Raw genomic sequence first — 26,383 nt, forward strand, 5'->3', positions numbered from 1 at the left:
AAAAGGGTGCGTCACAGACTTATGACACACCCTCTTTCTCTGCACTCAATATTCCCAAAAGGAATAAGAAGAATATCTTTCTATTCACTATTCGTCTTTGACTGTTTATCTAAAACAATGATGGTTTGCCTGTATTTATACAGGAATTACTTTTTTGGAATGACGGGATGAACTTCATCATCTACTTCATCGAAGTCGAACAAATTCTTGAAATCATCGATGAGACTCTGGATCTTGTCTGAAACAGTCTTGAACTGCTGCTCATTAAAGTAATCCTCATAAGAATACTTAGAACCATCGGTGAACTCCAACCAGTATTCATAATCCCAGTACTTATAGGTACCGTAATCCTCTGCCAAGTATGGAGCGAGATAGATTTTAGCAGCAGGAGAAACTGAACCATCCAGATAGAGCTTTGCATCCACCTGCTTGTTGGCATTCTCTACAAACAGCTTAAACATGCTCTCATCACCATCATTATCATCAGCCTTACTCAAATTATTATAGTACAAGTTACCATCCAGGATTTTATAGACAACCTTAGCCTTGCCCAAGATGTTAATTGTGATATTGATCTGACCGAATTCAGATTTCTCACCGCTTGGAGTGATATTACCATTTCCGTTGCCTTCCAAAGTGATGAGTTCCTCACCATTCTTGCTGAACACAACCTTAGCCTCAGCAGTCTTGCCAGCCTTATAAACAGCCTTCTTCACTTCCGCCTTGTAAGCACCGATGGTAACGACAGAAGTTACATCCACTTCATCCTTAGACAAATCCACTTCCTTACCGGTCTTCACCTGAGAAGTAACAGAAACTGTACCCATATTTTTGCCCTCACGAGTAGCAGTAATATCAATCTGCTTAGGGAGCATGAAGCGGTTTTCATACCTTGTTACGATTTCCTGACTACCAGTCCATTCCCAATCTTCATCATCAAAAACAGAGTGATGAATCTCTGTAGCCTCAGCACTTGCCTTCAGCGTAATGACACATTTCTTCTGCTGAGCATCATGATAGATGAAGCTGAGATGGTCGCCACCTTTCTTGGTCTGTACCCAAGTACCCTGCTGGAGTTCAAACTCGCCCACGAAATTAGCGGCATTCCAAAGATGATTATCGGGGTTGGCTTTAATCTCGCAAGCTTCGACACAAGCCTCAAACCAGTCTTGGATAACGCCTGCCTTATCGCTGACATCTACATCCAACATCTGTTTGTATTCCTCAAACTCATTGGCACTGATTTTAGACAACAATTCCTGAGAGGTTCTGTCCAAACTCTGTTTAGCCTGAGCAGCAGTAACGATGGTTTCTGTACCGCCACCTGCATTTCCACCTCCTGGGTTTGGATCTACTGGATCATTTGAACTATCTCCACATGCTGCGAAAAACATCACTGCCATGGAAAGTAATGAAACTAAAATACTTTTATTCTTCATAGGATCTTAAGCATTATACTCGCTCCATCCCCAAGAGCAAGTTAGTTAGTAATTATAGTGCGAGGATGACCAATAGGCACTAAACGTTCTTATTATGGCTACAAATATAAGGATTTTATTTTGATTTTCTATTCTTTTTAACATATTTTATGCGTAAATTTTGATTGGAACAGCCTATACGATCTAAAAGTCCCACGGATTTACATAGTTTTTTTTATTCATCGGATGGCACGGAATTTAGTCGGAGGGTTCCTGCTGAGGCGATTACCCACGGATTTACGCGGAAGCGACCTATTCGTTCGATGCAGATACCCCATGAGAGTGGAATATGGTCCCACAGATTTCACAGATGTACACAGATTTTTCGGGTGAGGGTTTTCTCACGCAGATTTTTTATCTCATAAAGATCTGTGTTAATCTGTGAAATCTGTGGGACAAAAAAACACCACGAAGAAAAATCTGTGGAATATGTGGTATATTATTTTCAAGAAATCTTTTCAAGCAGGAGTTCTATCAGTCTTGGAATACCATAGTCTTCTATTTCCTCCTCCTTGATCCAGATATAATCATCGGGAAGCTGGGGATGGGCATCGGTTTCCAACAGGTAAAAGTCAGCCAAAAGAATGCGATGGGTCAAGACATGCTTCACATCCTGAGCCAGCAGCTGCAGGGCATCTACGTTTGACAAGTGAAGGTCTGCTGCAAGTTCTTTCTTGAAAGAAGAAAGCTTCGTGAGAGAAGTCGAAAACATTGTGGAAGACAGAGATGCCTGTGCGGAAGAAGGCGAGGCACAGGCTTCAGCGATATCTGAAGCATTGAAAGGTTCCCATAATCCTTGCCAAATATCTCCCTCTCCCCTACGATGAATGGCAGTCTCACCCTTACACCTTATATATATATAGGAAAGATGACGGGTCTTCACCTTCATGGTCTTTTGCTTGACAGGCAGTTCGGCTACCCGATTGGTTCGCATCGCCTCGCAGGTTTCAGCAAGTGGGCAAAGCAGACATTTCGGAGACTGAGGGGTGCACTGAATTGCACCAAAATCCATCATCGCCTGATTATAGGCTGCAACCAGAGATAAAGACGATTGAAAATCGGAAGCCGGAGAGAAAGACGAGAGAGAATCGGAAGCCTTTGATGAAGGCAACAGAGACTGCGCTAAGGCTGCAAACTCCTTTTTGCCCTGCGTGGAATTGATGGGAGTATCAATGCCAAAATACCGGGCAAGGACACGATAGACATTACCGTCCACCACAGCAGCCGGAATATCGAAAGCAAAGGAGCCGATAGCAGCTGCCGTATAATCTCCCACACCCTTCAGTTGTTTGATGCCTTCAAGCGTATCAGGAAAATGACCGAGTGCCACAATCTGCTTAGCTGCCGTATGGAGATTCCGGGCACGGGAATAATAACCCAATCCCTGCCAAAGTTTCAGAACTTCATCCTCATGGGCAGCCGCCAAATCCTGCACAGTGGGATATTGAGCCATAAACCGCTCCCAATACTCCCACCCCTGGGCAATGCGGGTTTGCTGCAGGATAATCTCACTCAGCCAGATGGCATAAGGATCACGAGTCTCTCGCCAAGGCAACGCCCTGCCGTTTTCACGAAACCAAGAAATTATAGTATTAGCAAATTCCATCCCTGCCTTTTTACTTTTTTACCTTTTTACTTTTTTACCTTTAAAACATTACTGTTCCGGATATTGCTCATAAATCTTCAGTTCGAACTCATTGGCAAGCGCATAGGCATGCTCCATGATGTCAGCAAGAATATGCTCATAGTTGACCCAAACCTTATCCTTGATGAAGAAATAAAACTCAATCGGGAGTCCGCACTGCGTGGCTTCCAAATGGCGCACCATCAGTGTGAGTTCCGTATTGATTTCCGGACGCTGGCGCAGATATTTCTCCATAAACTTACGGTAGAGTTGCAGATTGGTTGGGGCAAGAGCTGCCGGATTCTTCAGGTCTTCTATATCCTTGCCTTCCTGTCTGTCTTTCTCCAAAGCCTTCTGGAGAGATTCTTTCAGTTTGAAGGAATCTTCAGTTGCAAAATGCTTAGAAATCAACTTCTGTTTCAGCAAGTCATCTACCAGTCGGATGCTGCGGAAATCGAAGTAAACCAGGCGTTTCACCCGTCGTCCCCCACTATTCTGCATACCAATCCAGTTTTGGAAAGAACCATTCACCAAGGTGGTAGGAGAAATGGTGACGATGGTATTATCGAAGTTGCGCACCTTGACTGTAGTGAGCGACATTTCCTCCACGATACCGTTGGCATCCACCGACTTCACCGTAATCCAGTCGCCCTTATGGAGCATATCGTTGCTCGTAAGACGGACACCAGAAGCCAAACCCGTAATCGTATCCTTGAAAACCAGCATGAGGACTGCAGAAGTGGCACCCAATCCAGCAAACAAGGTAAGCGGACTCTTGCCCAACAGGATGGCCACCACCACGACACCTGCTACAAAGAGCATGAGAACCCTGAGCACGCCACAGAAAGTATGAAAATACTGTTGAGCAGAGGACCGGCGATCCTTGGCATCTTCCAGTCCTTTGAAAGACCCGATGAAAACCAGGACGGTTCTCACAGACATCACCACGATATAGATGCCCGTAGCTCTTTCGAGGATTTCCTTGAAAATCGGATATTCCAGATAGATGAGTGGCATGAGCGACCAGATGACGACAGCCGGCACAATATGGCAAGCCGAGTTGAGTACCTTCTTATTGAAAAGCACATCATCCCAGGAAGCCTCCGTCTTCTCCGTAATCTTGGAGATAAGCGGCACGAGAATCTTACGGCAAAGGAAATCGCTTATAATTGCCAGCAGAATAGCGGTAACTGTAAGCAACAGATGGCGGAGAACGGGTACGGAATCGCCCGAAACACCAGCCCACACCATCATTTCATCCACAAATTTACGTATTTCTTCCATATATCAAGTCTTTACGGTTGGCAAAGCAACTCACACACCTTGTCTGCAAAAGAGCGTGCATTATTGCTATGCATAATACCATTATTGAGAATCGAGAAGCAAAGATCGTGGCCATTTGCCGCCTTGCAGTAACCGGCAAGACCAATGACACCTGTCACCGTGCCCGTTTTAGCCTTCACATTGCCATGAGCAAAACCGGAGCGCATTCTCCTCTTCAAAGTACCATCCACACCAGCAATTGGCAAGGACTGTTTGAGATGCGGCAGGATGTTCTCGTCCTGGTAAGCATAGCGAAGGAGCTTGACCTCCAGTTCGGCAGAAACATAGTTGTAGAGAGAAAGACCAGAGCCATCTGCAAACTTATATCGGGCAGGATCAAGTCCAATCTTTCTAACCAGCTGGCGCTGCACATTTCTGGCACTCTTGGCACTTGCCGGACGGTTGCCAGTAGAAGATGCAATCTGATAATACATGCTTTCGGCATAGAGATTATCACTGTCTTTCATCATCTTATGCAAAATCTGATCCATGGTATGGAAACGGGTACAGATGGTGAAAGCACTTGCCGGACAGCGCTTCACGGAAGTTCCGGAACCGGCATAGAAGATACCAGCGTCCTTCAGCTTGGCGAGAAATCTTTCCATGAAAATATCCTTGCGTCCGAAAACCAATGGGGATAGCACGGGATTATCATCATCCCAGCACCAACCTTCGCCCAACAGGTCTTCGTCCTTCATCGAGCGGTCGGCATAGATGCTGCCCTGAATACTATCCACGCCCATATCTTTGAGACTGGTGACAAAGGCGGTCATATCATCATTATTGAAACGAGGATCCATACCACCGATGCAATACACATCACCCATAAGTACCCCATTATCAATCGTGCCCGTATATTTCAGAGTCGTTTTAAACTGGTAAGAACCACCCAACTTATCGAGTGCCGTAATCGCCGTAACGAGTTTCATGGTGCTGGCAGGACGCATCAGCTGGCGTTCACGGAAGCGGTAAATGCAGGAATCAGCCTCCAGGTCCCAAACCATGATACCCACCTGAGAAGTTTCAAACATTTTGCTCTTCAAGAGTTTGTCAAGCCCCACCTTCACCGTTTCCGTCCAAGGCAATCGCAAAGTATTAGCAGCAATCGTCTCCACCATAGTAGAGTCAGCCACGTCAGAATCATCACTATCCTCCACTACCTCCTCATCCTGCTCAGGGTTCGCATCATTTACCAGAACGTCCTGATTTCCCTGATTTTTCACAATTTGAGCCTGCATATTGGGGAGACAGAGCGTCATCACCATCAGAAGACTCATCACATATTTTATCATCATTTTCATTTCTAATTTGTCAATTTATATTTTGAGAACCATTTCTCATTTGTCATTTCTCATCCTTTTCTCAATTTCCCGGATAAAACTTTCCTCATTATCAGGCTGCAGACTGACCAGTTTGTAAGCTCCCACCTGAATAACGAGAGCATGGTCGAGTCCCCAACACGTCTTCATAGGTTCCACGCTGACAATATCGCACACTGGAATGGTCTGGTTTCGGGAGAATCGCCCCTCATTGATGACGATGAAATCCATTTCCTCATCCCGGTCGATAGGTTGCACCCTTCGGAAAGTATAAGTTGTATTCAGAATGCGCTCGATCATGCCCACAATGACGATGGCAAGCAGGATGCCGATGATAGCCACCTTCACCCAGAAGAAATAACCGGTGAGGAGCGCAAATACCGCCACGCCACATTTGGCAGGAACCGAAAAACGCTTATGAAAAGTTCTGTCTGTCATACCTTATTATATATATGTTAAGTCGCCCCGAAGCCACCAATTAGCACCTCACAAGGGTTTAGATTTACAAAAAACACTGCAAAATTACAAAAAATCCGTCTCTTATTACTCATTTTAAAGATAAATTATTACTTTTGCAACGAATTAAGGTTTCATCCCTTACAATCTTAAGGGAAATGCAGGGTAAAACCATCTCAAAATGAAATAAAAATGAAGACTCTATTCCATAGGAATAAGAGATAAATTGATAAAATAAACTCAAATGGTTTATAAGTATGATTTTCTGATTATCGGTGCAGGAGTTGCCGGTATGAGTTACGCCCTGAAAGTAGCCAGAGCGAAAAAAGGTAAAGTGTGCATGATCTGCAAGACCTCTCTCGACGAGGCCAACACTTCATTTGCACAAGGTGGTGTCGCATCAGTTACCAACCTGGAGGTGGATAACTTCGACAAGCACATCCAGGATACAATGATTGCTGGTGACTACATCAGTGACTACAAAGCAGTTAAACAGGTTGTTACCAAGGCACCAGAACAGATCAAGGAACTGGTGGAATGGGGAGTCAACTTCGACAAGCAGCAGGACGGCAAGTTCGACCTTCACCGTGAGGGCGGACACAGCGAGTTCCGCATCCTCCATCACGCCGACGATACGGGTGCTGAAATCCAAAGAGGACTGATGGAAGCCGTACGCAACAACCCAGACATCGACATCAAGGAGAACCACTTCGCAGTGGAGATTATCACCCAGCACCACTTGGGCGCACGCGTTACCCGTCGCACTCCTTACATCAACTGCTACGGAGCCTACGTCCTCAATCCTGATACCCAGAAAGTAGATACCTATCTCAGCAAGGTGACTGTGATGTGTACAGGTGGTTGCGGTGCGGTCTATCAGACCACAACCAACCCAATCATTGCCACAGGCGATGGTGAGGCGATGGTCTATCGTGCCAAGGGAACAGTTGCCGATATGGAGTTTGTACAGTTCCACCCTACTGCCCTCTTTCATCCGGGAGAAACTCATCCTGCGTTCCTCATCACAGAGGCCATGCGTGGCTACGGCGGTATTCTCCGTTTGCCTAACGGCGAGAGTTTCATGGAGAAATATGATGAGCGCCTGAGCCTTGCCCCTCGTGACATCGTGGCTCGTGCCATCGATAAGGAGATGAAGATTCACGGTCTTGACCATGTTTGTCTCGATGTGACCCATAAGAATCCGGAGGAGACCAAGCATCACTTCCCTAACATCTATGCAAAGTGTCTCAGCATCGGCATTGATATTACGAAGGATTATATTCCTGTTCGTCCTGCAGCCCACTACATGTGTGGCGGTATCAAAGTAGATCTGAACGGTTGTTCCAGCATCAACCGCCTCTATGCTTTAGGCGAATGCTCCTGCACAGGTCTTCATGGCGGCAACCGACTGGCGAGCAACTCACTCATCGAGGCCGTCGTTTATGCAGATACAGCAGCCAAGCACAGTATTGAGCATGTGGATGAATACGACTTCAACGACAAGGTGCCTGAATGGAATGATGAGGGTACCATGACCAATGAGGAGAAGGTGCTCATCACCCAGAGTATCAAGGAAGTGGGCGAATGCATGAGCAACTATGTGGGAATCGTGAGAAGTGACCTGCGCCTGAAGCGTGCCTGGGATCGTCTCGACCTGTTGTATGAAGAGACTGAAAACCTCTTCAAGCGTGTGAAGGTAAGCAAGGATCTCTGCGAGTTGCGCAACATGATCAATGTAGGTTACCTCATCACCCGTATGGCCATCGAGCGCAAGGAAAGTCGCGGTCTTCACTATACCATCGACTATCCGGTTCATGCCTACGACAAGAAATAAAGATTTGATAATCAGCAAAACTTTTAAATATTTGTACTCCCCGCATGGGAGCTATTCAACCACCAAAGGGCTGGAGCTTCATCGCTCCAGCCCTTTCGTTTTTCAGGAACCCTATCTCGTCAAGGAGAACTTGATGCTCAGACCGAAGTCTTGTGTCGTCGTCGGATAACTGCTGCTTGAAAGCAGAGGCGTATTCGTCTGACGATCGTAGTAGAAACTCATGGTGAGCATCTTACTCAAGGTATAGTCGGCAGAGAAACTCAACTTCAATGCATTATTGCCGCTGCTGGCACTGCTCATCATGGAGGCAATGTCTCTTACGATGGCAGCCTGCTTGCGGAAACTGAAGTCCAAGCGCAGGTTCAGGTCATGGTTGGTGCCATAAGAATTGTTATTGGAAGAATTCTTCTGCTTGTCAGCCGAACCTTTACCCTTACTCTTGACAGCCTTACGCTTACCTCGCATTCCGAAGAGATGGAAGTTGTTCATGCGATAGCCCATTCCAATCACCCAGTCCTTGCTCACAGCCTCATTGAGCTGAATACTTGTCATACTGAGGTTCATCACGCGCGTCTGGCGATATTCACCCTTCAGCGTCATATTATTATTGAACGTCAGATCAAGTCCCAACAATGGCGAGAATGCCTCATTGATACTCACCTGCGAAACATTGAACATGCTGCTTGGTGAAGGATTTCCGGTAGTGGCATCCTCGATGAAGCCCAAACCATTCATATACTCCTGGAAGGTGCTGTAACTGTTGTAGCTTCCAACGGCGAACACACTCTTATAGGAATGATTGATATTCACACTCTTGAAGTGGTCGCGGAACCAAGGCAACTTACCTAATCCACTATACTTAACAGTCCAGTTAGGCAGCAATCGACTCAAAGCCGGGAAGATGGAGAGCGACTTGCCACCCATGCTGGTATAAGCATTGAGGAAGGCAGGCACCATCACATCAGCACTATACTGGTTGACAGGTGTACGGGAAGCATCAAACTTGCCGCCAGCGAGACTGGAACCAGCAGGATAAATCATTCCAGCGTATTGCTGTTCCACCCGATTGCGGAAGTCCTGCAGAGAGCCCACGAACTTTTCGAAGGTCTTGCTGCGGTAACCACTGTTAGCATCTCCCATTCCCTCGAAAGCAGAACCAATAGAGATGGTAGTCATTTGGAAGCTTCCGCTCTGGGTAGTAGGAGTTCCCTCATACATATACTGTATGCTCTTCTGCGTGGTCATGGTACGCATGGCATTCAGGTCAATCTTCAAGTTCTTCACAGGTTCCAGCGTCATACGAATCTGGAGATCTTCCGTTTTGCTCGTAGCAGCAGGAGTAGCGATGGAATCGTTGAGCAACAACCAGTCGTGCTCTCTTGCCTTCTCGATGTAACTATCGCCAACGAAACCGAAGGCGAAATCCAGACCCGGTGACATGATGCCCTGTTTGGTTTGTCCGAAAGCATCACCAATCGTAGGCAGGAAGCCTGGCAACGTGAGCTGGTAGTTGTTGCGATAACTGAAGCTCACATTTCTTGCCATCATTGCCACACGTGAAATAGCCTGCATGGTCTTGTACCAAGCCTTCTCCTCCAGCGGAGCCTTCGGAAGCACATTCACCTTCAACTTCGTAGCAGAATCCACCTTAGAGGTAATGCGGATTGTGTTATTATCCAACACCTTATATTTCAAGTGGAAGGCCTTTCCATCCTCAGTCTTAGCCGAGACAATCAGACGCTTCGTATTCTTGCCGTGCTTTACGTCCACATATTTTTTCTTCGAATCATCCTTTTTGGAATCATCCTTCTTGGACTTATCCTTTTTAGACTTCTTAGACTTTTCAGCATTCTTTGTTTCAGCCTCATCTCCAGAAGCCTCAGTCTTTTCCCCGGCAGCCTCATCCTTCTCTTTTTTCAAGTCTTTAGCATCAGCTAATAAAGGCAGGAGGGTGATTTCCTGTTCGAAGGATCTCTTGTTGAGCGGCAATCGCTTCTTCTGCTCCTGAGCTTTCTTGTTATTTTTGCTTGTCCACTCCTTCACAGCCTCCTCAGGATCCTTACCAGCATCGATTGCCTCCTGGCGAACCTTAGCCAATTCCTGTTTGCGCTTCTGCGCCTCCTGTTTAGCCTTTTCCTTCTCCTGCTTCTTTTTCTGAATCTGCGAGCGGGAAGGTTCCTTGTCAAACTTCTGGTTGGCAGCCTTGAGGAACGGTACATGATTGTAGAGTTTCACCAGATTGAACGTACCATTGAGGTTTAAACTGCGATTGGTGTTGATGGTATTTCCATACGAGACACCATCCTCATCCTCCGTACCCTTGTTCCAGGAATAGGTGGAATTGTAGGAAGCATCGGCATTAACCCAGTCGAAGATTGGAATCAGATTGAGCGGCAACTGATAGGAAGCCGTAAAGGTCTGATTATAATCCAATGGTGCTCCCCAGTGCTTGATGCTGGTCCAAACAGAATCTTTCCAGGCATGGTACTGGTCTGCATAGAGGTCCTTATTGATTGGGGTATAAGGTTCTTCTATCTGCGCATGGGTGGCACTCTGGAAGTTCATGTGCAGATTCTTGGTTAAGTCCCAACGCATAGAGAACTCACGGTTCCAGAGGAACTGTTCGCTGAACGACAGAGGCAGCTGTGAATTCTCCGTCGATTCCATATCGCGTTCCTGCAACTCATAATAGTTGCGGGTCATCTCCGTATTGAACGCCACATTCTGCGGCAGCCAGTTCAGTCCGAAGCGCTTCAGGATATCCAACCACTTGCTCTTGTTCTTCAACTTCTTGAAAGGTTCCCATGCCTTATAGACCGGAGTCCAGGAATAGTCGAGCGAACCGCGCCAGTTGTCTTCATTCTCATAGACCGTCGTCTCGCCTTGCGTATGCTGGTGGGAATGACTGTAGGAGAACGAGAAGTTGGCAGGGTCGTAAGGCATCGGATGGCGCTTGGTAGCAATTCCGACACGGGCATTGGAGATGGAGAAGTTGGTATTCACCACCTTCGTCACAGCAATATTCTCGATAGAATCCCGTTCCGCCTTAGAGCCTGTAGCATCCAGTGCATCCTGGAGTTCCATATCCGTATCCAGCGGATTGTACTTCGGAGAAGTTTTCTCCTTGGTCACACTATAATATAAAGGTATGCTCACCTTCGCCTTGTCAGGGAAGAACTTACCCATTTCCAAGCTCGTAGTCACGCTGTACGCCCCATAACTGTCGGTACTGCGACTTGCCACCTTGTCTTCCAGTCCACCGAATCCCTCGCTGGTATAACGACCAGTAGCATTGACACTACCCCAGTCAGACAACTGAACATTCAGATTGGCATTCGCAGCCCATCCACCCTTGTTGTTATGTTCCAGAAGTCGGAGTTCGTTGACCCAGACTTCACCGCTCTTCACATCGCCAGAGTTGTTGCGAACACCAATCATCATGGTTTTCACCTCACCCAAGGTAGGATTTCCCACCAAGGTCATCTTGTTGTTCGGATGATTGCTGTCATAAGCCACGAAAGGCTGCGAGAACGAAGCCATGCCCATTGCCTTGGCCTTGTTGCGTTCCTTCTTCAGGGCGGTGAACACACTCATCTGGATATCGAGCATATTTTCCTCAGGCCATACAGCCTTGCAGTCTTCCAATGAACGGCGACTGTACTTACCTTCCGGAGTCAACTTCAGCGGAATCTCATATTCATAATAGTTGTTCTTATAGTCATTACCCAGACGGATGAACACAGAGAGTTGGTTATCTCTCAGGTCGGTGGTGTTCTGAGCGAGTGCATTGGCATGGGTAAACATCTGGATGCGCTTATACTGACGCAGGTCGAGGGTGGTATTCTTGTAAACCGCCTTGGCCTCACCGGTACTCAAATTCTTGACCACAAGGCTCAGCGCCTGTTCATTCTCCTCCACCAACTGAGGTTGAGAAGGGTCCTGCCCACGACGGATGCCAGGAGGAAGCACATAGTTGACCGGAGTTTTCTCGGCATTTTCCTCGATGCTCACCGCACTTGCTTCCAGCGTACCACCATTGGCAGCACTGAGCGGCTGGTCGTAAGTACGCCAGGTGCCACGTACCAGATCCAGAGTTCCGAAACGCATCACGATAGGTTTCTCAAAATTGGTAAGGAACATACGCATGAAGCGGATGCTGGAGAAGTCATTGATATTGCCCACCTTCGATTCATACTGATCTACCGGGATACGGAACTGGTACCAGGTGACCGTCTCATTCTTCGTTCCATTAGGTAAACTTGGTGTATATTCCCGTTTATCAACGATATAGTTCTTACCCACCACAAGGTCTTCCGGACGGATGCTGACATGATACTGGAAATACTTCTCATATTCATTGAGGGTGTAGTCCTGGTTGATATCTTCCACATCCGGTGTAGATTTATAGGAAGTATCATAGCTCTCGGTACGGCTATCGCTATCCGGAGAGTTGCCCTGCGGATTGTTGATGAATTTATAGCGGTACAAGATAGGCGCCTTCATCTGATCCCAGTCTGAACCACGGTAATAGTGATAATCATCACGGGCTGGGTCAGCAAAGATACTGTCGAAAACCGCCTGATTGACCTTGCCCTGTATCTGGTCGAGGTAGGCGCTGCGATAGAATTCCTGTTCCTCCGCATCAGTAAGTCCGTTGAAACCCACATCCTGCAAGGCACGGCTTCCACTGGTTGTGGCAAAGGCATAAGTAACCGTACTCTGCGTAGGGATCTTACCCCACTGAGAGTAGGTAAAACTGTTGCTGCCATCCACAGGCATTCCGCTCTCATAGAATTTCTTTCCATCACGGAGAATATCCTCACTAATCTCTCCTAAGTTGATATAGAAATCACCGCCATAGAGACGGGCATCAGGCTGCTGATTGCTATAGATGAATGGGTCCAGCATCCAGAATTCGATATATTCCACATTCGCCTGCTCGAAGTCATTCGTATCCAACTTGCGCATCATACCACCCCAGTGCTTCTGAGGATTGGCAAGGGTTCCGTCCGCCTGGAGATCAGCCACATTGAAGTTGTACGGACCGCGCTCATTCGGATAGAAGGCAATGTTCATCGCATTCACTGTACTCGTCTCCGTACTATAGGTCTGTTGTTGACGAAGTGGGAACAACTCTCTCATGTAGATAGCTCTCACATAGTGATTGCTCAGCTGGTTGAGGTCGCTCTTGATATGTCCCGGAGTCAGCGTACTACCCTTTCTGTTGAAAAGTGGGTCGATTGTGTACCATGCCATCTGGCTTCTGTTGAATCCACTCGTCAATCCCGTTTTGTCCTTATTTTCAGGGAACATGGAAGGAACGCTGGAGAGGAACCATGAGGTAGGAGTCATCACATCAATACTGCTCTTGGTGGACTCGAAATCATCCAGATAAGAAGCATTGTCCTGTGTTCCGCTCGCCTGTCCGGCAATCAGTTGGGCAAACTCTCCAGTAAAGGAAATCTGCGATGGTTGAGTAAGATGCAGGAACGGAATCTTGTCGAGCACATTCGTCAGCCACTGACTTTCCTTCTTCCAGTTGATGTTGATACCCCAGAGGGTATTCTTCACCGGTTCCTCTCCCATAGCCACCTTGGTAAGGAGCGGTTGTTCACTCAAATGCTGGAACGTACCGCTCAGTTGGAAATTCTTCGAGAAGTCGTATTCCCAGTTGAGTCCAAACATCGTCTTGCGCATCATACCATAGTCGGTATTGCTTTCAAGCGAAACATTGACGGGTGTTCCTGCATCGATGATGCTCTGATTGAGAATCGTCACTTCACCGGCATTGTAATCTACAGAATAGTCAGAACCTTCGGTGAGCGTAACACCACCGGCAGTCACCATCACCGAACCCTGCGGAACATTGTATGCTCCGAGGGAAATGACATTGGAAGAAGAACCCTTGAACTGACCCACCAGCAGGTACTTGTTCTTCTCGGCTATCTGTTTGGCTACCGTCTTCGTACTGTCATAAAGAGCCGTAAAGGCATATTTCTCCGCCTGTTCAGCAGCCACGCCCTTACTCTTCAGATATTCGTACATATAACTACCGAAAGGTTCTACTTTAGGAATGAAGACGCTTCCGTTGGAAACCGTATAACCCTCTACGTAGTCGTAGTAACCATTGCTATGAGCATTGTTATTATTGTCAAGACGGTCGGCTCCCAATACCTTGATGAGTGGCGTCTGCTTCACTTGCTTTTCAGGGATATAGGTGATATAAACACCCGTCGTATCGCTCTGGAATTTCACGTCGAGTCTGAACTTTTCCTTCTCTATCTGGGAAGCTAAGTTATAGACGTTTTTCATCATCAGTTTCCAGTTGCCCTGCTGCGGATTGTTGCTGGTATTCTTGAGAGATTTCACGAAGAGACCCTGCTTGGTGTCAGTAACGTCGCTGGCAAACTCACCCACCTGGTAAGTGACACCACCATACGTATATTCGTATGCCACTGCCAGAACCTGGTCGGTCTGCAACTGGTTTCGCAAGGAAATATAACCCATCGCTGTATTCACCGTATATTCCGATGAATTCAGAAGACGCGCATTCTCCAACTTTTCAAAATCATTACCACCGACAAGTCCAGCACCTTCCAGCGTAGAAGAAGTCTGATTCGCATCACGGGCAGCACTGTACTGGTTGACCATTGCATCATACTCCGTATTCGCCTTGTTGGCTGGGACCACGGTTCCTCCCACAGCCCACATTGGATTGCTTACCTTCTCGTTTTCACCCAAGTCGGTAAGCGCCACGATGTTTCTCGTATTCTCAGACGAACCCGTCTTATTGGTAACCCAAACCTCCACGCGGTTGATGGTAATACCGGTAGTAAGGTTAGGCAATTTCTGCATCCATCCATCATAATGGTTGCGGAAGTATTGTGAAAGGAAGAAGTGCTTGTTCTCCTCATAGTCGGTCACGTTCTTTTCAAAAGGCGTAAGCTGGACGCCACCCTTAGAGGAAACGCTTTTGGAGGAAGACTTCTTCTGGGAAATGACGGTTTGCAACTTGAGTTTACCAAACTGCAAATCGGTGCGGAAGCCGAAAAGACTGCTGGCTCCACGAATGAGTGACGAGTTGGAAGGAAAAGACACATTACCCGCCTCTACGAGTTTGATGATTTCATCTTCCTTGCCATCGTACTTGAGCTTCATATTCTGAGCATCATAATCGAAAGTAGCATCCGTGTTGTAGTTCAAGTTCATATTGACCTTATCACCGACACGACCATTAACATTGAGATTGATTTTCTCATCGAAATCCATCATCGTCGTCTTGCGGTTTCGGATAGGAAGCGAAGGATTATCCACATTCTTTTTCTTCACACCAAACTTCAATTCGGCCGTACCCTGCGTTTTCACACGAATACCACCCGGACCGAAAATCTTCTCAGCCGGTCCTAAATCAAAGTGCATATCCGTAAAGTCGAATTTCTCCTTACCCTTAGCCTTGAAGATTTCATCATTCTGCTTACGGTAATAGGCATTACGTTCCTGCATCTCGCTCCAGACAAGATACTCCTTCGGGGTAAGCATGATAGGCGCAGTAATCCAAGTATTCCCGAGCCGATTACCAATCACATATCGGTCGAGCGTATCATTATACTCCACCTGATACTTCATGTTGTCGGGGCGCTGCAGGTCGAGCGGACTTTGGTAAAGGTCGCTGAGGGTAATCGGTTGGGTGCGCTGCACAGGCCAACGGGGGTGCAGCAGACTGTCAGGAATAGAATCCTCATCAGAAAGAATTGGCTGTGCGGTGATTCCATTCTTCGCAGCAGTCCCGTTCTTAGCAGCAGCTCCATTCCTTGAATTTTGTGTATTTTGTCGATTCTGAGAGCCCTGTTTTTTTTGCCGCGAGATGTCAGACTGCTGGTTTCTGTTGCGAGTTCTGTCATCTTGAAGGTACGGCAAGCCGATGGCATTGCCAATGACTGAAGTCAAGAGCAATGCCATCAACAAATATGCGTATTTTATATTTTTTATTCTAAACATCAAAAAACTGTCGTGAAAATTATTTAATCTGCTTCAAGGCCAACTTGATTACTTCCTCCACCTTGAGATCAGGTTTCGCTTTCAGGATTTCTATGACCACCTTAGCGGAAGGAGCTGGAGAGAATCCAAGCATGGTAAGCGCACTCACTGCCTCATCCTTCACATCATTGTTGACCAAATCCACATTACCTCCATTGGCAGGTAATTCATTGGCAATACCCAAAGACACAATTTTGTCCCTGAGGTCAATAATGATACGTTGTGCCGTTTTCAGTCCGATACCTTTCACGCTTTTCAGTATTTTCTCATCTCCAGAGGAAATCACATTGCAGAGTTCAGAAGGAGACAAGGAGGAAAGAATCATCCTCGCGGTATTAGCACCCACTCCTGACACAGTGATGAGCAGGCGATAAAGTTCCCTTTCCTGTTTGCTGGCAAAGCCGAAAAGAGTATAGGAATCATCTCTTCCGCCTGCCACCAGTACTTCATGTACATAGAGTTTCACCGTTGCTTTTCCCTGAATAGCCGTATAAGTATTCAGTGATATGTTAAGTCCATATCCTACCCCAGCAGTTTCCAAAACAGCCATGGTAGGAGTCAAGTCTGTCAGTTCTCCCTTGATATATTCTATCATCTTTATGCTTTTTTTATTTTACGCTACTTTATTTTTGCTATCATTCAATAGATCTCGAAATATCAGAGAATCTATTAAATAATATTTAATAAACGGAGAATCAGGGAAAATATTGCCACAAAAAGTATATTATTACCAAATATCACTAAAAAAGAAAGGATGTGGTATCAATCAAATCCTATACACACTGAAAAATCCCACAGATTTCACCAATTTACACAGATCTTTTTGAAGTCAAAAAATAAATCTGTGTTAATCTGTGAAATCTGTGGGACTATTTTTAAGAGAAGGGGGTTATGATCTCTTCTTAGAAACCTTTTTGGATTTCTTTGCTTTTGCTTGAGACTCTTTCGCTTTGGTTCCCTTCTCAGAACTTGTCAAAGCCTCATATACGATACCAGCCAACTTCTCAGCACCCTTGGCATTCGGATGAATACCATCACCCAACATCATATTGCTGAATGTATATTGGGAATGGAGGTCGAGATAATGACACTTATTCTTCTTTGCCAACTTCTGCAACACAGGAATCTCACCATTCACGATTACACTATCATTGATGGTCCAACTGCCCTTGAAAGCAGGAATTGGAGAACAAAGATAAATCTCTGGACGACTTGGCAATGCCTTCAATGTGTCTATCATCGCCTGCATACTCTGACTATATTCCTCTGCTCCATGCGCCCAATTATGAGTCTTGGAGTCATTGGTGCCCAATTTGATCACTACGATATTTGGCAAGAAAGCCTGCGCATCCTTCCAAGCTAACTCCTTCATGTATGGAATATCACCCTTGTTCATCATCGTACGGGCAGACACACCAAAGTTTTTTACCTCATAATCTGCTCCCAACTTCTTCTGCAACTGAGCTGGATAACCTTTATCCTCCGCATTCATAATGCCAAATCCATCCGTAATCGAATTGCCGATACATGCCACACGGACTGCATTTTCTTTAGGAGCCTTAAAGCTCTGCAGCCACGCCGTCAGATCTGCAAGCATCTGGTCGTGATGCTTGAAATTGCTGCGGAATCCCCAACCATGACCACCAGTTGGATAGACATGCAGTTCACAATCGTTTCCAGCCTGGTGCATACGGGTATAATAAGCCACGCCATTGGTAACTGGAGGAACCACATTGTCATCATTCGACATCAGAAGAATCGCACGAGGCGTCAGATGGCCACGAACAGCCTTGTCATTAGACCATTCTTCTATCAACTTAGGATTAGACTTGCGCTCATCACCCAGGAAATTGACGCAGGAGCCTTTATGAGTAATGCGCTCATCCATCGAGATAACCGGGTAGAAAAGTATAGAAAAATCAGGACGAGCAGAATATTCAGCATGCGTACTGACAGAAGAAGCAAGATGACCACCAGCAGAGAATCCCATGATACCTACATCCTGAGGATTTATATGCCATATAGATGCACTATCTCTTACCGTACGGATAGCTTGATAAGCATCCCCTAAAGGAATATTTCTATTCCCATTAGGCATGCGATATTTTAATACAAAAAAGGCAATACCCTGCTTATTGAAGAACTCAGCCCACTGATGACCCTCATGATCCATTGCCAAGTGAGAATAACCCCCACCAGGACAATCTACGACTGCCCGACCTGTAGGATTCTGAGGAAGATAACAGGTGAGTTCACTTTTACCATCTGCACTGTTTTTCAGTACAAATTTACGGGCTGTTGACTGAGCTGACAGATTGATGACCGCCAGCATCATAGCACAAAACGCAAATAACTTTTTCATTGCTTTATCATTGATTAGGTTTACATTTCATCTTTTGTATGCAAAGTTACGTAATTTTCGGCTAACACAACGCTTTATTTTCATTATTTTTTGGTTATTTTCGTACAAATAACTTTGTTGTTTGTTTCTTTTTTACTAAATTTGCAGAAAATTCTGAACTATAACGTAAAAAGTCGTGATTATGAAACAATTTTTCAAGTATGTAGCAGCCACCATTGTTGGTCTTTTTGCCTTTTGCCTCATCTTCGGCATTTTCGGCTTCATCAGCCTCATTGGCATGGTTGCTTCCAGCAGTAGCACTCCTACCATCAAAGACAAATCGGTCATGGTGCTCACGCTACAAGGAGAAATCATCGACAGAGCAGAAGACAATTGGTTGGGGCAGATTACCGGCAACCAGTTCAATACGCTCGGTATGAACGAAATACTTTCTGCCATCAAGAAAGCCAAGACAGAAGAAAAGATAAAAGGTATCTATCTGGAAGCTGGTGCCTTACAGGCTGACTATGCCACAATCCAGGAAATACGCAATGCACTCGCAGATTTCAAGAAAAGCGGCAAATGGATTATTGCTTACGGCGATGCCTTCTCGCAAGGCAGCTACTATTTAGCCTCCATTGCCAACCAGGTTTATGTAAACCCAGAAGGTAATATAGATTGGCACGGAATCTCATCTCAACCACAATATATCAAGGATGTGGCTGCCAAGTTTGGCGTCCATTTCACGGTGGTAAAAGTGGGTAAATATAAAAGTTTTACGGAAACCTACACCGAGGATAAGATGAGTGATGCCAACCGTGAGCAGGTTTCACGCTATATCAACGGACTCTGGCAACAGATACTGACGGATGTTTTCAACAGTAGAAAAATCAGCAAGGATTCGCTCAATCACTATGCAGACGGGCTCATGGTGTTCGACGACAGCAAACTCCTGAAATCACGTAAATTCGTAGATGGTTTCTGCTATTATGATGAGATCAGGAATATCGTAAAGAAACAACTCGGTTTGAAACCAGACCAGGAGATTGCTCAGGTTTCCATGAAAGATGTCAATGCGGCTATCAATGACAACTATATGATGGGCGACGAAATCGCTGTCTATTACTGTCAGGGTAGCATCGTGAGAATGGCTACTCCAAGTATTTATGGAGACGAGCAGCAGATAGTCAGTTCTGATGTCGTCAGAGATCTGGAAGAACTGGCAGAAGACAAGAATGTAAAAGCCGTGGTTCTCCGCATCAATTCCGGTGGCGGTGACGCTTATGCCTCAGAACAAATCTGGCATGCAGTAAGCGAGTTGAACAAGAAGAAGCCTGTAGTTGTTTCCATGGGAGGCATGGCTGCTTCTGGAGCTTACTACATGAGTATGGGAGCACGATATGTAATGGCCCAGCCTACTACCCTGACAGGCAGTATCGGTATCTTCGGAGCATTACCAGACTTCAGCGACTTGCTGACCAAGAAATTAGGATTCAAGTATGATGAAGTAAAAACCAACAAGAACAGCGCCTATATGGGTGCCGGAACTGCCCGCCCATGGAGTCAGGAGGAAATCACCCATCTACAGGCTTATGTCAACCGTGGCTATGCTCTATTCCGCAAGCGTGTGGCTGACGGAAGAAAGATGAACGTGGAGGAAGTTGAAAAAATCGCTCAAGGAAGAGTCTGGCTCGGAACGGATGCCAAGAAGATCAAACTGATTGACGGATTCGGAAGTCTGGACGATGCCATTGTCAAAGCGGCACAGTTGGCAAAGATTTCAGATTATCAGACGACAGAATACCCTATGCAGGCAGACTGGATGGAGCAACTCCTTTCTCAGGTATCAGACAATAGTGGCAACTATCTGGACGAGCAGTTGAAACTGACGCTCGGCAACCTCTACCAGCCATTTGTGATGGTACGTAATATGAAGGAAAAAGAACCAGTGCAAGCAGCTCTACCATTCTTCCTGAATATCAACTAAAGGGATTTATATATATAATATAATAAGGTATAAGAAACAATGAGAACAGAAGGCGACCTTATCAAGATCAACGATTGGCTGCTACCATTCAGTTGGATTTATGGCAGCATAGTGAGATTTCGCAACTGGCTCTTCGATATGGGTCTCAAGAAGAGCAAGTCATTCTCCATACCCATTATCTCAGTGGGCAACATCACAGTGGGCGGTTCCGGAAAGACACCCCATGTGGAATACTTGATACGCCTGTTGCACGACAAAGCAAAGATTGCCGTGCTATCACGTGGCTATAAGAGAAAAAGTCATGGTTATGTACTTGCCGAGGAAAGTACTACCATGCCGGAAATAGGTGACGAACCTTTCCAGATGCACCAAAAATTCTCTGATATCTATGTGGCTGTAGATGCAAAACGGGCAAGAGGTATCGAGAACTTACAGAATGATGAGGCAACCAAGGACGTAGATGTTGTCCTGCTTGACGATGCTTTCCAGCACCGGTATGTAAAACCAGGCATCAACATCCTCCTGGTAGATTATCACCGTCTGATCATCTACGACAAGATGTTGCCGGCAGGTAGATTGCGTGAACCATTGAGCGGTAAGAACAGAGCAGACATCGTCATCATCACCAAGTGTCCAAAAGACCTGAAGCCGATGGAATTCCGTGTGCTGACTAAAGCCATGGACCTCTATCCTTTCCAGAAGCTCTACTTCACCAGCATCGACTACGACACACCGAAGGGAGTATTCGAGGAAAAGCAGATAGAACTCGACAAGCTACAGGATTATCATGTCTTGCTACTCACAGGAATCGCTTCACCCAAGCAGATGGAGCATGACCTGAAGCCAATGACAAAGGATATCACAAACTTATCATTCGGCGACCATCACAGTTTTAAAGGCAAGGATATCGACCGCATCAACGACGCCTTCGAATCCATGCCAGAGCCACGCATCATCATCACTACAGAAAAAGATGCTGTAAGACTGAGAGAAACGGAGGGACTATACGAAAAAGTAAAGTCAAACATGTACGAACTGCCTATCAAGGTAAGCTTCATGCTTGACCAACAAGATAATTTTAACGAAAAAATAATAAGCTATGTACGAAAGAATTCAAGAAACAGCATCCTGGCTAAGAGAAAGGATGACAACAAGTCCAAAGACAGCTATCATTCTGGGAACAGGTCTCGGACAATTAGCTTCAGAAATAACTGACAGTTATTCATTCCCATATAGTGAAATTCCAAATTTCCCAGTATCAACCGTAGAAGGACATGCAGGAAAACTCATCTTCGGAAAATTGGGCGGCAAAGACATCATGGCTATGGAAGGCCGTTTCCACTTCTATGAGGGTTACAGCATGAAAGAGGTGACATTTCCAGAGCGCGTCATGTATGAGCTGGGCATCGAGACCCTCTTCGTCAGCAATGCTTCAGGCGGTATGAATCCAGAGTTCCACGTAGGCGACCTGATGATTATTGATGACCACATCAATTTCTTCCCAGAGCATCCATTGCAGGGTAAGAATTTTCCTACCGGACCTCGCTTCCCTGACATGCATGAAGCTTATGACAAGGGATTGCGCGACCTTGCCGACGGAATCGCTAAAGAAGTAGGCATTGAGGTGAAACATGGTGTATATGTAGGAGTACAGGGGCCAACCTTCGAAACTCCAGCAGAATACCGCATGTACCGCATCTTAGGAGGCGATGCAGTAGGCATGAGTACCGTGCCTGAGGTCATTGTAGCCCGACACTGCGGCATCAAGGTTTTCGGCATCAGCATCATTACCGACTTGGGTGGATTTGACGTTCCTGTACAGGTGAGTCATGAGGAAGTGCAGATTGCAGCCAACAATGCTCAACCTAAGATGACAGAGATTATGCGTGAGATGATCCGCAGATCTTAAAGAACAAAAAATAATTAGAGTGAAAAGTGAAGGGGTCCTTCACTTGGTTTTTAACACTTAACATTTTCAGAAATTGGACATAGCAAAATTGGGTGAGTTTGGTCTTATCGACCATCTCACCAAAGGACACGAAAACAAGAATGCCTCTACCGTTTATGGTGTAGGTGATGATTGTGCCGTGATGCACTATCCAGACAAAGAGGTATTGGTAACCACCGATATGCTCATGGAAGGTGTGCATTTCGACTTGACGTACATAGACTTACAGCACCTTGGATATAAAAGTGCAATGGTGAACATCAGCGATATCTTTGCCATGAACGGAACTCCAAGACAAATGGTTGTAAGTTTGGCACTGAGTAAGCGTTTCAAGGTAGAAGACATTGATGAGTTTTACAAAGGACTCCGTATGGCTTGCGACAAATGGGGTGTTGATATCGTAGGTGGTGACACCACATCTTCCTATACAGGACTTGCCATCAGCATCACCTGTATCGGTGAGGCAAACAAGGAAGATATCGTATATAGAAGTGGAGCGAAGGAGACTGACCTCATCTGCGTAACGGGTGACCTCGGTGGTGCCTATATGGGTCTGCAACTTCTGGAGCGTGAGAAAGCCGTTTACTATGGACAGGTGGAAGATATCCGCAAGAAAATAGCTGAAGCCAAGCGTGATGGTGATACGGCGAAAGTATCCGCACTCAATGAGGAATTGGCCAACATGCGCAACTTCCAACCAGACTTTGCAGGAAAGGAATACCTACTGCAACGCCAATTGCAGCCAGAAGCACGCGGCGACATCATAGCCAAATTGCGTGAAGCAGGTATTCGTCCTACAGCCATGATGGATATTAGTGACGGACTCAGTAGCGAACTGATGCACATCTGCGAACAGAGTCACTGCGGATGTCGTGTATATGAGAAGAATATTCCAATAGACTATCAGACGGCAGTAATGGCAGAGGAATTCAATATGAACCTCACGACCTGTGCCATGAATGGTGGCGAGGATTACGAACTTCTCTTTACCGTACCAATAGGCGACCATGCCAAAATCGAGGAAATGGAAGGTGTAAAGCAGATAGGCTACATCACGCAAGAGAATCTCGGAAAATTCCTGATTACCCGCGACGGACAAGAATTTGAACTGAAAGCACAGGGTTGGAACCCTCTCAAAGACTAAAATCAACAAGGAAGAGCCTTTTGATACAATTTCAGAGGACTACAGAAAGGTGATTTTAGTTAATAAACATTAAGCAAGAGAAATTATCAGAATTTCTCTTGCTCAATTCAAAAACTTATTGTACCTTTGCAACCGCAAAAGAAAATGGTGCCATAGCTCAGTTGGTAGAGCAAAGGACTGAAAATCCTTGTGTCCCCGGTTCGATTCCTGGTGGTACCACTCCTCCTTTCATTAGGGCGGTTTCCGACTTCGGTTGGAGCCGCCTTTTTCGGTATTTATACCCCAAGGAAACAGTTGTTACGAAACTGTTACAAACAATTGCAATCATAAACTATTATAATTTAAAACAAATAACAAAAAGCAAACTTAAAGACTTATGAAGAAAATTCTTATTTCTTTAATGGCACTGTTCGCGATAGCGAATACGTTTGCCGCTGATTACAGCAAGTATTACACCAACTTGCCTGTTCAAATGTCACAACCTACCCTTCCTACTATCCCGAATAATCAGGTCAGCATCCTGGAATGCGGTGGTAAAGGAGACGCACTGACAATGAATACCCAGGCTTTCACCAAAGCCATCAGTAAACTAAACAAGATGGGCGGAGGTCATCTGAATGTTCCTGCAGGTGTTTACCTCACCGGATTGATTTCTCTGAAAGACAATATCGACTTGCATCTCGAGAAGAATGCCATTATTGTTTTCTCTGAAGACAAGAACGACCTCATCAAAACTGACGAGGCAACAGGTAAGAAAGAAGAGAGAGCCTCAACAGCCATTACTGCCAGCAAGCGCAAGAACATTGCCATTACTGGTGAAGGAACCATCGACGGAAATGGCGAATGGTGGAGACCGGTCAAGAGAAGCAAGGTAAGTGACGTGGAATGGAAAAGATTCCAGGAAATGGGCGGCACACTCAACGAGAAGGGCGACATCTGGTTTCCACTCAACCTGAAGCAGACTCCGAATGTAGTAGATAATATCGATGCACAGGAGAAGGTGCGCAACCACATGATCCGTTTCACCGACTGTGAGAACGTGCTCGTTCAAGGTGTTACACTTCTGAACTCACCACGTTTCCACCTCATCCCCACCCGCTGCAAGAATGTGGTCATTGACGGAATTACCGTAAAATGTCCTTGGAATGCACAGAACGGAGATGCCATCGATATTTCAAGTTGTAAAGACGTACTGATTGTCAACAACGTAGTTGATGCTGGCGATGACGGTATCTGCATGAAGGGCGGAGCTGGTGCGGCTGGCGTGAAAGCGGGTCCATGCGAGAATATCAACATCCAGGACAACACCGTATACCATGCTCATGGCGGTTTTGTAATCGGTAGCGAATTCTCTGGCGGTATGAAAAACATTGTTGTAAGAAACAATACTTTCCAGGGCACAGATGCCGGTTTGCGATTCAAGAGTGCTGTGAAAAGAGGCGGTAAGAGCGAGAATATTTATATCGATCATATCTACATGACCGATATTACAGGTGATGCCATCACCTTCGAGACTACCTATTTTGACAACCACGTAGGTGCCAAGCAGCAGGCTGCCCCTGTAAAACAGGAATTCTTGCCAGATTTTCAGGATATTCATATCAGTAATGTCTATGTACGTGGCTGCAAGAATGGAATCGTGGCTCATGGCGCAGAAGGTATGATACACGATATCACCATCAAGGACTGCAACATCTTCTACAACAAGAATGCAAAGGATATAGATGCAGCTTGCAAGATTACCTTGGAGAATGTGAACTTCTCTACTTTTGCAAAATAAAAAAAAGAAAAGACAGATATCTGCAGTTAGTCTGATCTGCCAGACAAACAGTTAAAATTATATCATAAGATAAAACCAAAAACTCTCCTGATGTCAGTAGTGCTGACTCAGGAGAGTTTTTTATGTTCCGCCGAGGGATTATTTTTTGCGTGGGCAAGGAAGAATTTTTCCCTGCCCAGGGAATTTTCAAAGTACCTCTAAGGTTTGATGGGAAACCCGGAAGTGAATATCCAAACCCTCGTAGGGCATTCCATAAACCTTGTCAGGATTTTTTTGATAATGCGGACGAGGATCTTGCGCCAACACTTCTTTTAAAACAGAAATCTTGGCATCTGTCAATCCCTGCTTGTTCAGTTTGTCCTTCACCTCATCGCTGACCAGCACCTCGAGTCTATCCCATTTTCTTTCATCCACAAAACCGCTGCGGGCATCAGGATGACAGTCAGCATAGACTACGTAGGGTTTGATATCATATATCGGTGTTCCGTCCATCAGATCAGCCCCTTTCACATGAATCACCGGTCCCCGATTTATCTCCCATTCTATCCAGTCTATACGCACAGAAGACAAGCCGATATGATTGGGTCTGAAAGGACTCCTGGTAGCAAACACCCCAACCTTCTCATTTCCACCCAGTACAGGGGGTCTTACAACGGGACTATTTGCTTTATGTTTATTGGCAGAAAATTCCCAAATCAACCAAAGATAGTCAAACCCCTCTATCCCACGGAGTGCATCGGGATTACGGAATTCGGGTTCAAAAACAATCTGACCCTCCAGTTCTTCTACCAGACCAGCCTGTTTGGGAATACCGAACTTACTGGAAAAGGGAGAACGAAAATGTGCAATTGGTTTTATTTCCATGATGATATCTAATTCATTAAATCAACGAGCCCCCATTTCCACTTCCACTCCCCTATCAATAACCAGATTACACCTTATTATATATATAGGGCAGAAAGGAGGCCATACGTGATTGCAAAGATACTACCTTTTTTGCAAGAAAAGCAAAAGTAAAGAAAGAAAAAACAGTTAATGGCAAAATATAAGGGAATAATTTTGTAATTACCCCAAAATAATGTACCTTTGCAGCAGAAATAAAAACAGAAAAC

Annotated in this window: 15 protein-coding genes and 1 tRNA gene; 7 read left to right on the forward strand and 9 right to left on the reverse strand. The window is 45.7% G+C overall.

Annotated elements, in window-relative coordinates:
• Positions 1 to 146: 146 nt before the first annotated feature.
• The 5 genes from DW917_RS04300 to DW917_RS04320 form a co-directional block, all read right to left on the reverse strand.
• Positions 147 to 1,439 carry a hypothetical protein gene (locus tag DW917_RS04300; RefSeq protein ID WP_147344115.1) on the reverse strand — a complete coding sequence of 431 codons (1,293 nt, stop codon included), beginning with the start codon at positions 1,437 to 1,439 and terminating at the stop codon, positions 147 to 149.
• 484 nt (positions 1,440 to 1,923) lie between these two features.
• Entirely contained in the window at positions 1,924 to 3,084 is a 1,161-nt protein-coding gene (gene mutY / locus DW917_RS04305) for an A/G-specific adenine glycosylase (protein ID WP_118116798.1), read from the reverse strand.
• A 48-nt stretch (positions 3,085 to 3,132) separates the two neighbouring features.
• Positions 3,133 to 4,386 (reverse strand): mechanosensitive ion channel family protein, encoded by a 1,254-nt coding sequence (locus DW917_RS04310; RefSeq protein ID WP_118116800.1) that lies wholly within the window; start codon positions 4,384 to 4,386, stop codon positions 3,133 to 3,135.
• Positions 4,387 to 4,397: 11 nt separating this feature from the next.
• A complete protein-coding gene (gene dacB, locus DW917_RS04315; RefSeq protein ID WP_118116802.1) occupies positions 4,398 to 5,726 on the reverse strand; it encodes a D-alanyl-D-alanine carboxypeptidase/D-alanyl-D-alanine-endopeptidase in 1,329 nt (442 codons plus the stop codon).
• A 36-nt stretch (positions 5,727 to 5,762) separates the two neighbouring features.
• Positions 5,763 to 6,182: a PH domain-containing protein gene (locus DW917_RS04320; protein WP_118116804.1), complete on the reverse strand. Its 420-nt coding sequence runs from the start codon at positions 6,180 to 6,182 to the stop codon at positions 5,763 to 5,765.
• A 262-nt stretch (positions 6,183 to 6,444) separates the two neighbouring features.
• Between DW917_RS04320 and nadB the strand changes: the two genes are divergently transcribed.
• Positions 6,445 to 8,034, forward strand: coding sequence for an L-aspartate oxidase (gene nadB, locus DW917_RS04325; RefSeq protein WP_118116806.1), 1,590 nt, complete (start codon positions 6,445 to 6,447; stop codon positions 8,032 to 8,034).
• Between the two features lie 111 nt (positions 8,035 to 8,145).
• Here nadB and sprA read toward each other — a convergent pair whose 3' ends face one another.
• The 3 genes from sprA to axeA1 form a co-directional block, all read right to left on the reverse strand.
• Positions 8,146 to 15,993 (reverse strand): cell surface protein SprA, encoded by a 7,848-nt coding sequence (gene sprA, locus DW917_RS04330; RefSeq protein ID WP_118116808.1) that lies wholly within the window; start codon positions 15,991 to 15,993, stop codon positions 8,146 to 8,148.
• 58 nt (positions 15,994 to 16,051) lie between these two features.
• The gene (gene ruvA / locus DW917_RS04335) at positions 16,052 to 16,666 is read right to left on the reverse strand and encodes a Holliday junction branch migration protein RuvA (RefSeq protein WP_118116810.1); all 615 of its coding nucleotides are present in this window, start codon (positions 16,664 to 16,666) and stop codon (positions 16,052 to 16,054) included.
• A 294-nt stretch (positions 16,667 to 16,960) separates the two neighbouring features.
• A complete protein-coding gene (gene axeA1 / locus DW917_RS04340) occupies positions 16,961 to 18,433 on the reverse strand; it encodes an acetylxylan esterase AxeA1 (RefSeq protein WP_233524629.1) in 1,473 nt (490 codons plus the stop codon).
• Positions 18,434 to 18,614: 181 nt separating this feature from the next.
• On the opposite strand from axeA1, the gene sppA reads away from it, so the two are divergent.
• From sppA to DW917_RS04370, 6 genes are all read left to right on the forward strand, one after another.
• Positions 18,615 to 20,399 (forward strand): signal peptide peptidase SppA, encoded by a 1,785-nt coding sequence (gene sppA, locus DW917_RS04345; RefSeq protein ID WP_118116915.1) that lies wholly within the window; start codon positions 18,615 to 18,617, stop codon positions 20,397 to 20,399.
• Between the two features lie 39 nt (positions 20,400 to 20,438).
• On the forward strand, positions 20,439 to 21,614 hold the full coding sequence (gene lpxK, locus DW917_RS04350) for a tetraacyldisaccharide 4'-kinase (protein ID WP_118116814.1): 1,176 nt from the start codon (positions 20,439 to 20,441) through the stop codon (positions 21,612 to 21,614).
• Positions 21,499 to 22,308 carry a purine-nucleoside phosphorylase gene (locus tag DW917_RS04355; protein WP_118116816.1) on the forward strand — a complete coding sequence of 270 codons (810 nt, stop codon included), beginning with the start codon at positions 21,499 to 21,501 and terminating at the stop codon, positions 22,306 to 22,308. The genes lpxK and DW917_RS04355 overlap by 116 nt, the downstream gene beginning before the upstream one ends.
• A 73-nt stretch (positions 22,309 to 22,381) precedes the next feature.
• Complete coding sequence (gene thiL, locus DW917_RS04360; protein ID WP_118116819.1) at positions 22,382 to 23,491, forward strand: thiamine-phosphate kinase; 1,110 nt, start codon at positions 22,382 to 22,384, stop codon at positions 23,489 to 23,491.
• 146 nt (positions 23,492 to 23,637) lie between these two features.
• A tRNA-Phe gene (locus DW917_RS04365) sits at positions 23,638 to 23,710 on the forward strand.
• Positions 23,711 to 23,867: 157 nt separating this feature from the next.
• Positions 23,868 to 25,271, forward strand: coding sequence for a glycoside hydrolase family 28 protein (locus tag DW917_RS04370; protein WP_118116821.1), 1,404 nt, complete (start codon positions 23,868 to 23,870; stop codon positions 25,269 to 25,271).
• Positions 25,272 to 25,457: 186 nt separating this feature from the next.
• Here the strand turns inward: DW917_RS04370 and tsaA are convergent, their stop codons facing one another.
• Positions 25,458 to 26,135 carry a tRNA (N6-threonylcarbamoyladenosine(37)-N6)-methyltransferase TrmO gene (gene tsaA / locus DW917_RS04375; protein ID WP_118116823.1) on the reverse strand — a complete coding sequence of 226 codons (678 nt, stop codon included), beginning with the start codon at positions 26,133 to 26,135 and terminating at the stop codon, positions 25,458 to 25,460.
• Positions 26,136 to 26,383: the final 248 nt, after the last annotated feature.

This window comes from Prevotella sp. AM42-24 (assembly GCF_003461825.1).
GTDB lineage: Bacteria > Bacteroidota > Bacteroidia > Bacteroidales > Bacteroidaceae > Prevotella > Prevotella hominis.

Bases quoted from the DNA above. Each gene is read 5' to 3' on its own strand.
- DW917_RS04300 (WP_147344115.1), bottom strand. From the start codon at position 1,439: ATGAAGAATAAAAGTATTTTAGTTTCATTACTTTCCATGGCAGTGATG.
- mutY (WP_118116798.1), bottom strand. From the start codon at position 3,084: ATGGAATTTGCTAATACTATAATTTCTTGGTTTCGTGAAAACGGCAGG.
- DW917_RS04310 (WP_118116800.1), bottom strand. From the start codon at position 4,386: ATGGAAGAAATACGTAAATTTGTGGATGAAATGATGGTGTGGGCTGGT.
- dacB (WP_118116802.1), bottom strand. From the start codon at position 5,726: ATGAAAATGATGATAAAATATGTGATGAGTCTTCTGATGGTGATGACG.
- DW917_RS04320 (WP_118116804.1), bottom strand. From the start codon at position 6,182: ATGACAGACAGAACTTTTCATAAGCGTTTTTCGGTTCCTGCCAAATGT.
- nadB (WP_118116806.1), top strand. From the start codon at position 6,445: ATGGTTTATAAGTATGATTTTCTGATTATCGGTGCAGGAGTTGCCGGT.
- sprA (WP_118116808.1), bottom strand. From the start codon at position 15,993: ATGGCATTGCTCTTGACTTCAGTCATTGGCAATGCCATCGGCTTGCCG.
- ruvA (WP_118116810.1), bottom strand. From the start codon at position 16,666: ATGATAGAATATATCAAGGGAGAACTGACAGACTTGACTCCTACCATG.
- axeA1 (WP_233524629.1), bottom strand. From the start codon at position 18,433: ATGAAAAAGTTATTTGCGTTTTGTGCTATGATGCTGGCGGTCATCAAT.
- sppA (WP_118116915.1), top strand. From the start codon at position 18,615: ATGAAACAATTTTTCAAGTATGTAGCAGCCACCATTGTTGGTCTTTTT.
- lpxK (WP_118116814.1), top strand. From the start codon at position 20,439: ATGAGAACAGAAGGCGACCTTATCAAGATCAACGATTGGCTGCTACCA.
- DW917_RS04355 (WP_118116816.1), top strand. From the start codon at position 21,499: ATGTACGAAAGAATTCAAGAAACAGCATCCTGGCTAAGAGAAAGGATG.
- DW917_RS04370 (WP_118116821.1), top strand. From the start codon at position 23,868: ATGAAGAAAATTCTTATTTCTTTAATGGCACTGTTCGCGATAGCGAAT.
- tsaA (WP_118116823.1), bottom strand. From the start codon at position 26,135: ATGGAAATAAAACCAATTGCACATTTTCGTTCTCCCTTTTCCAGTAAG.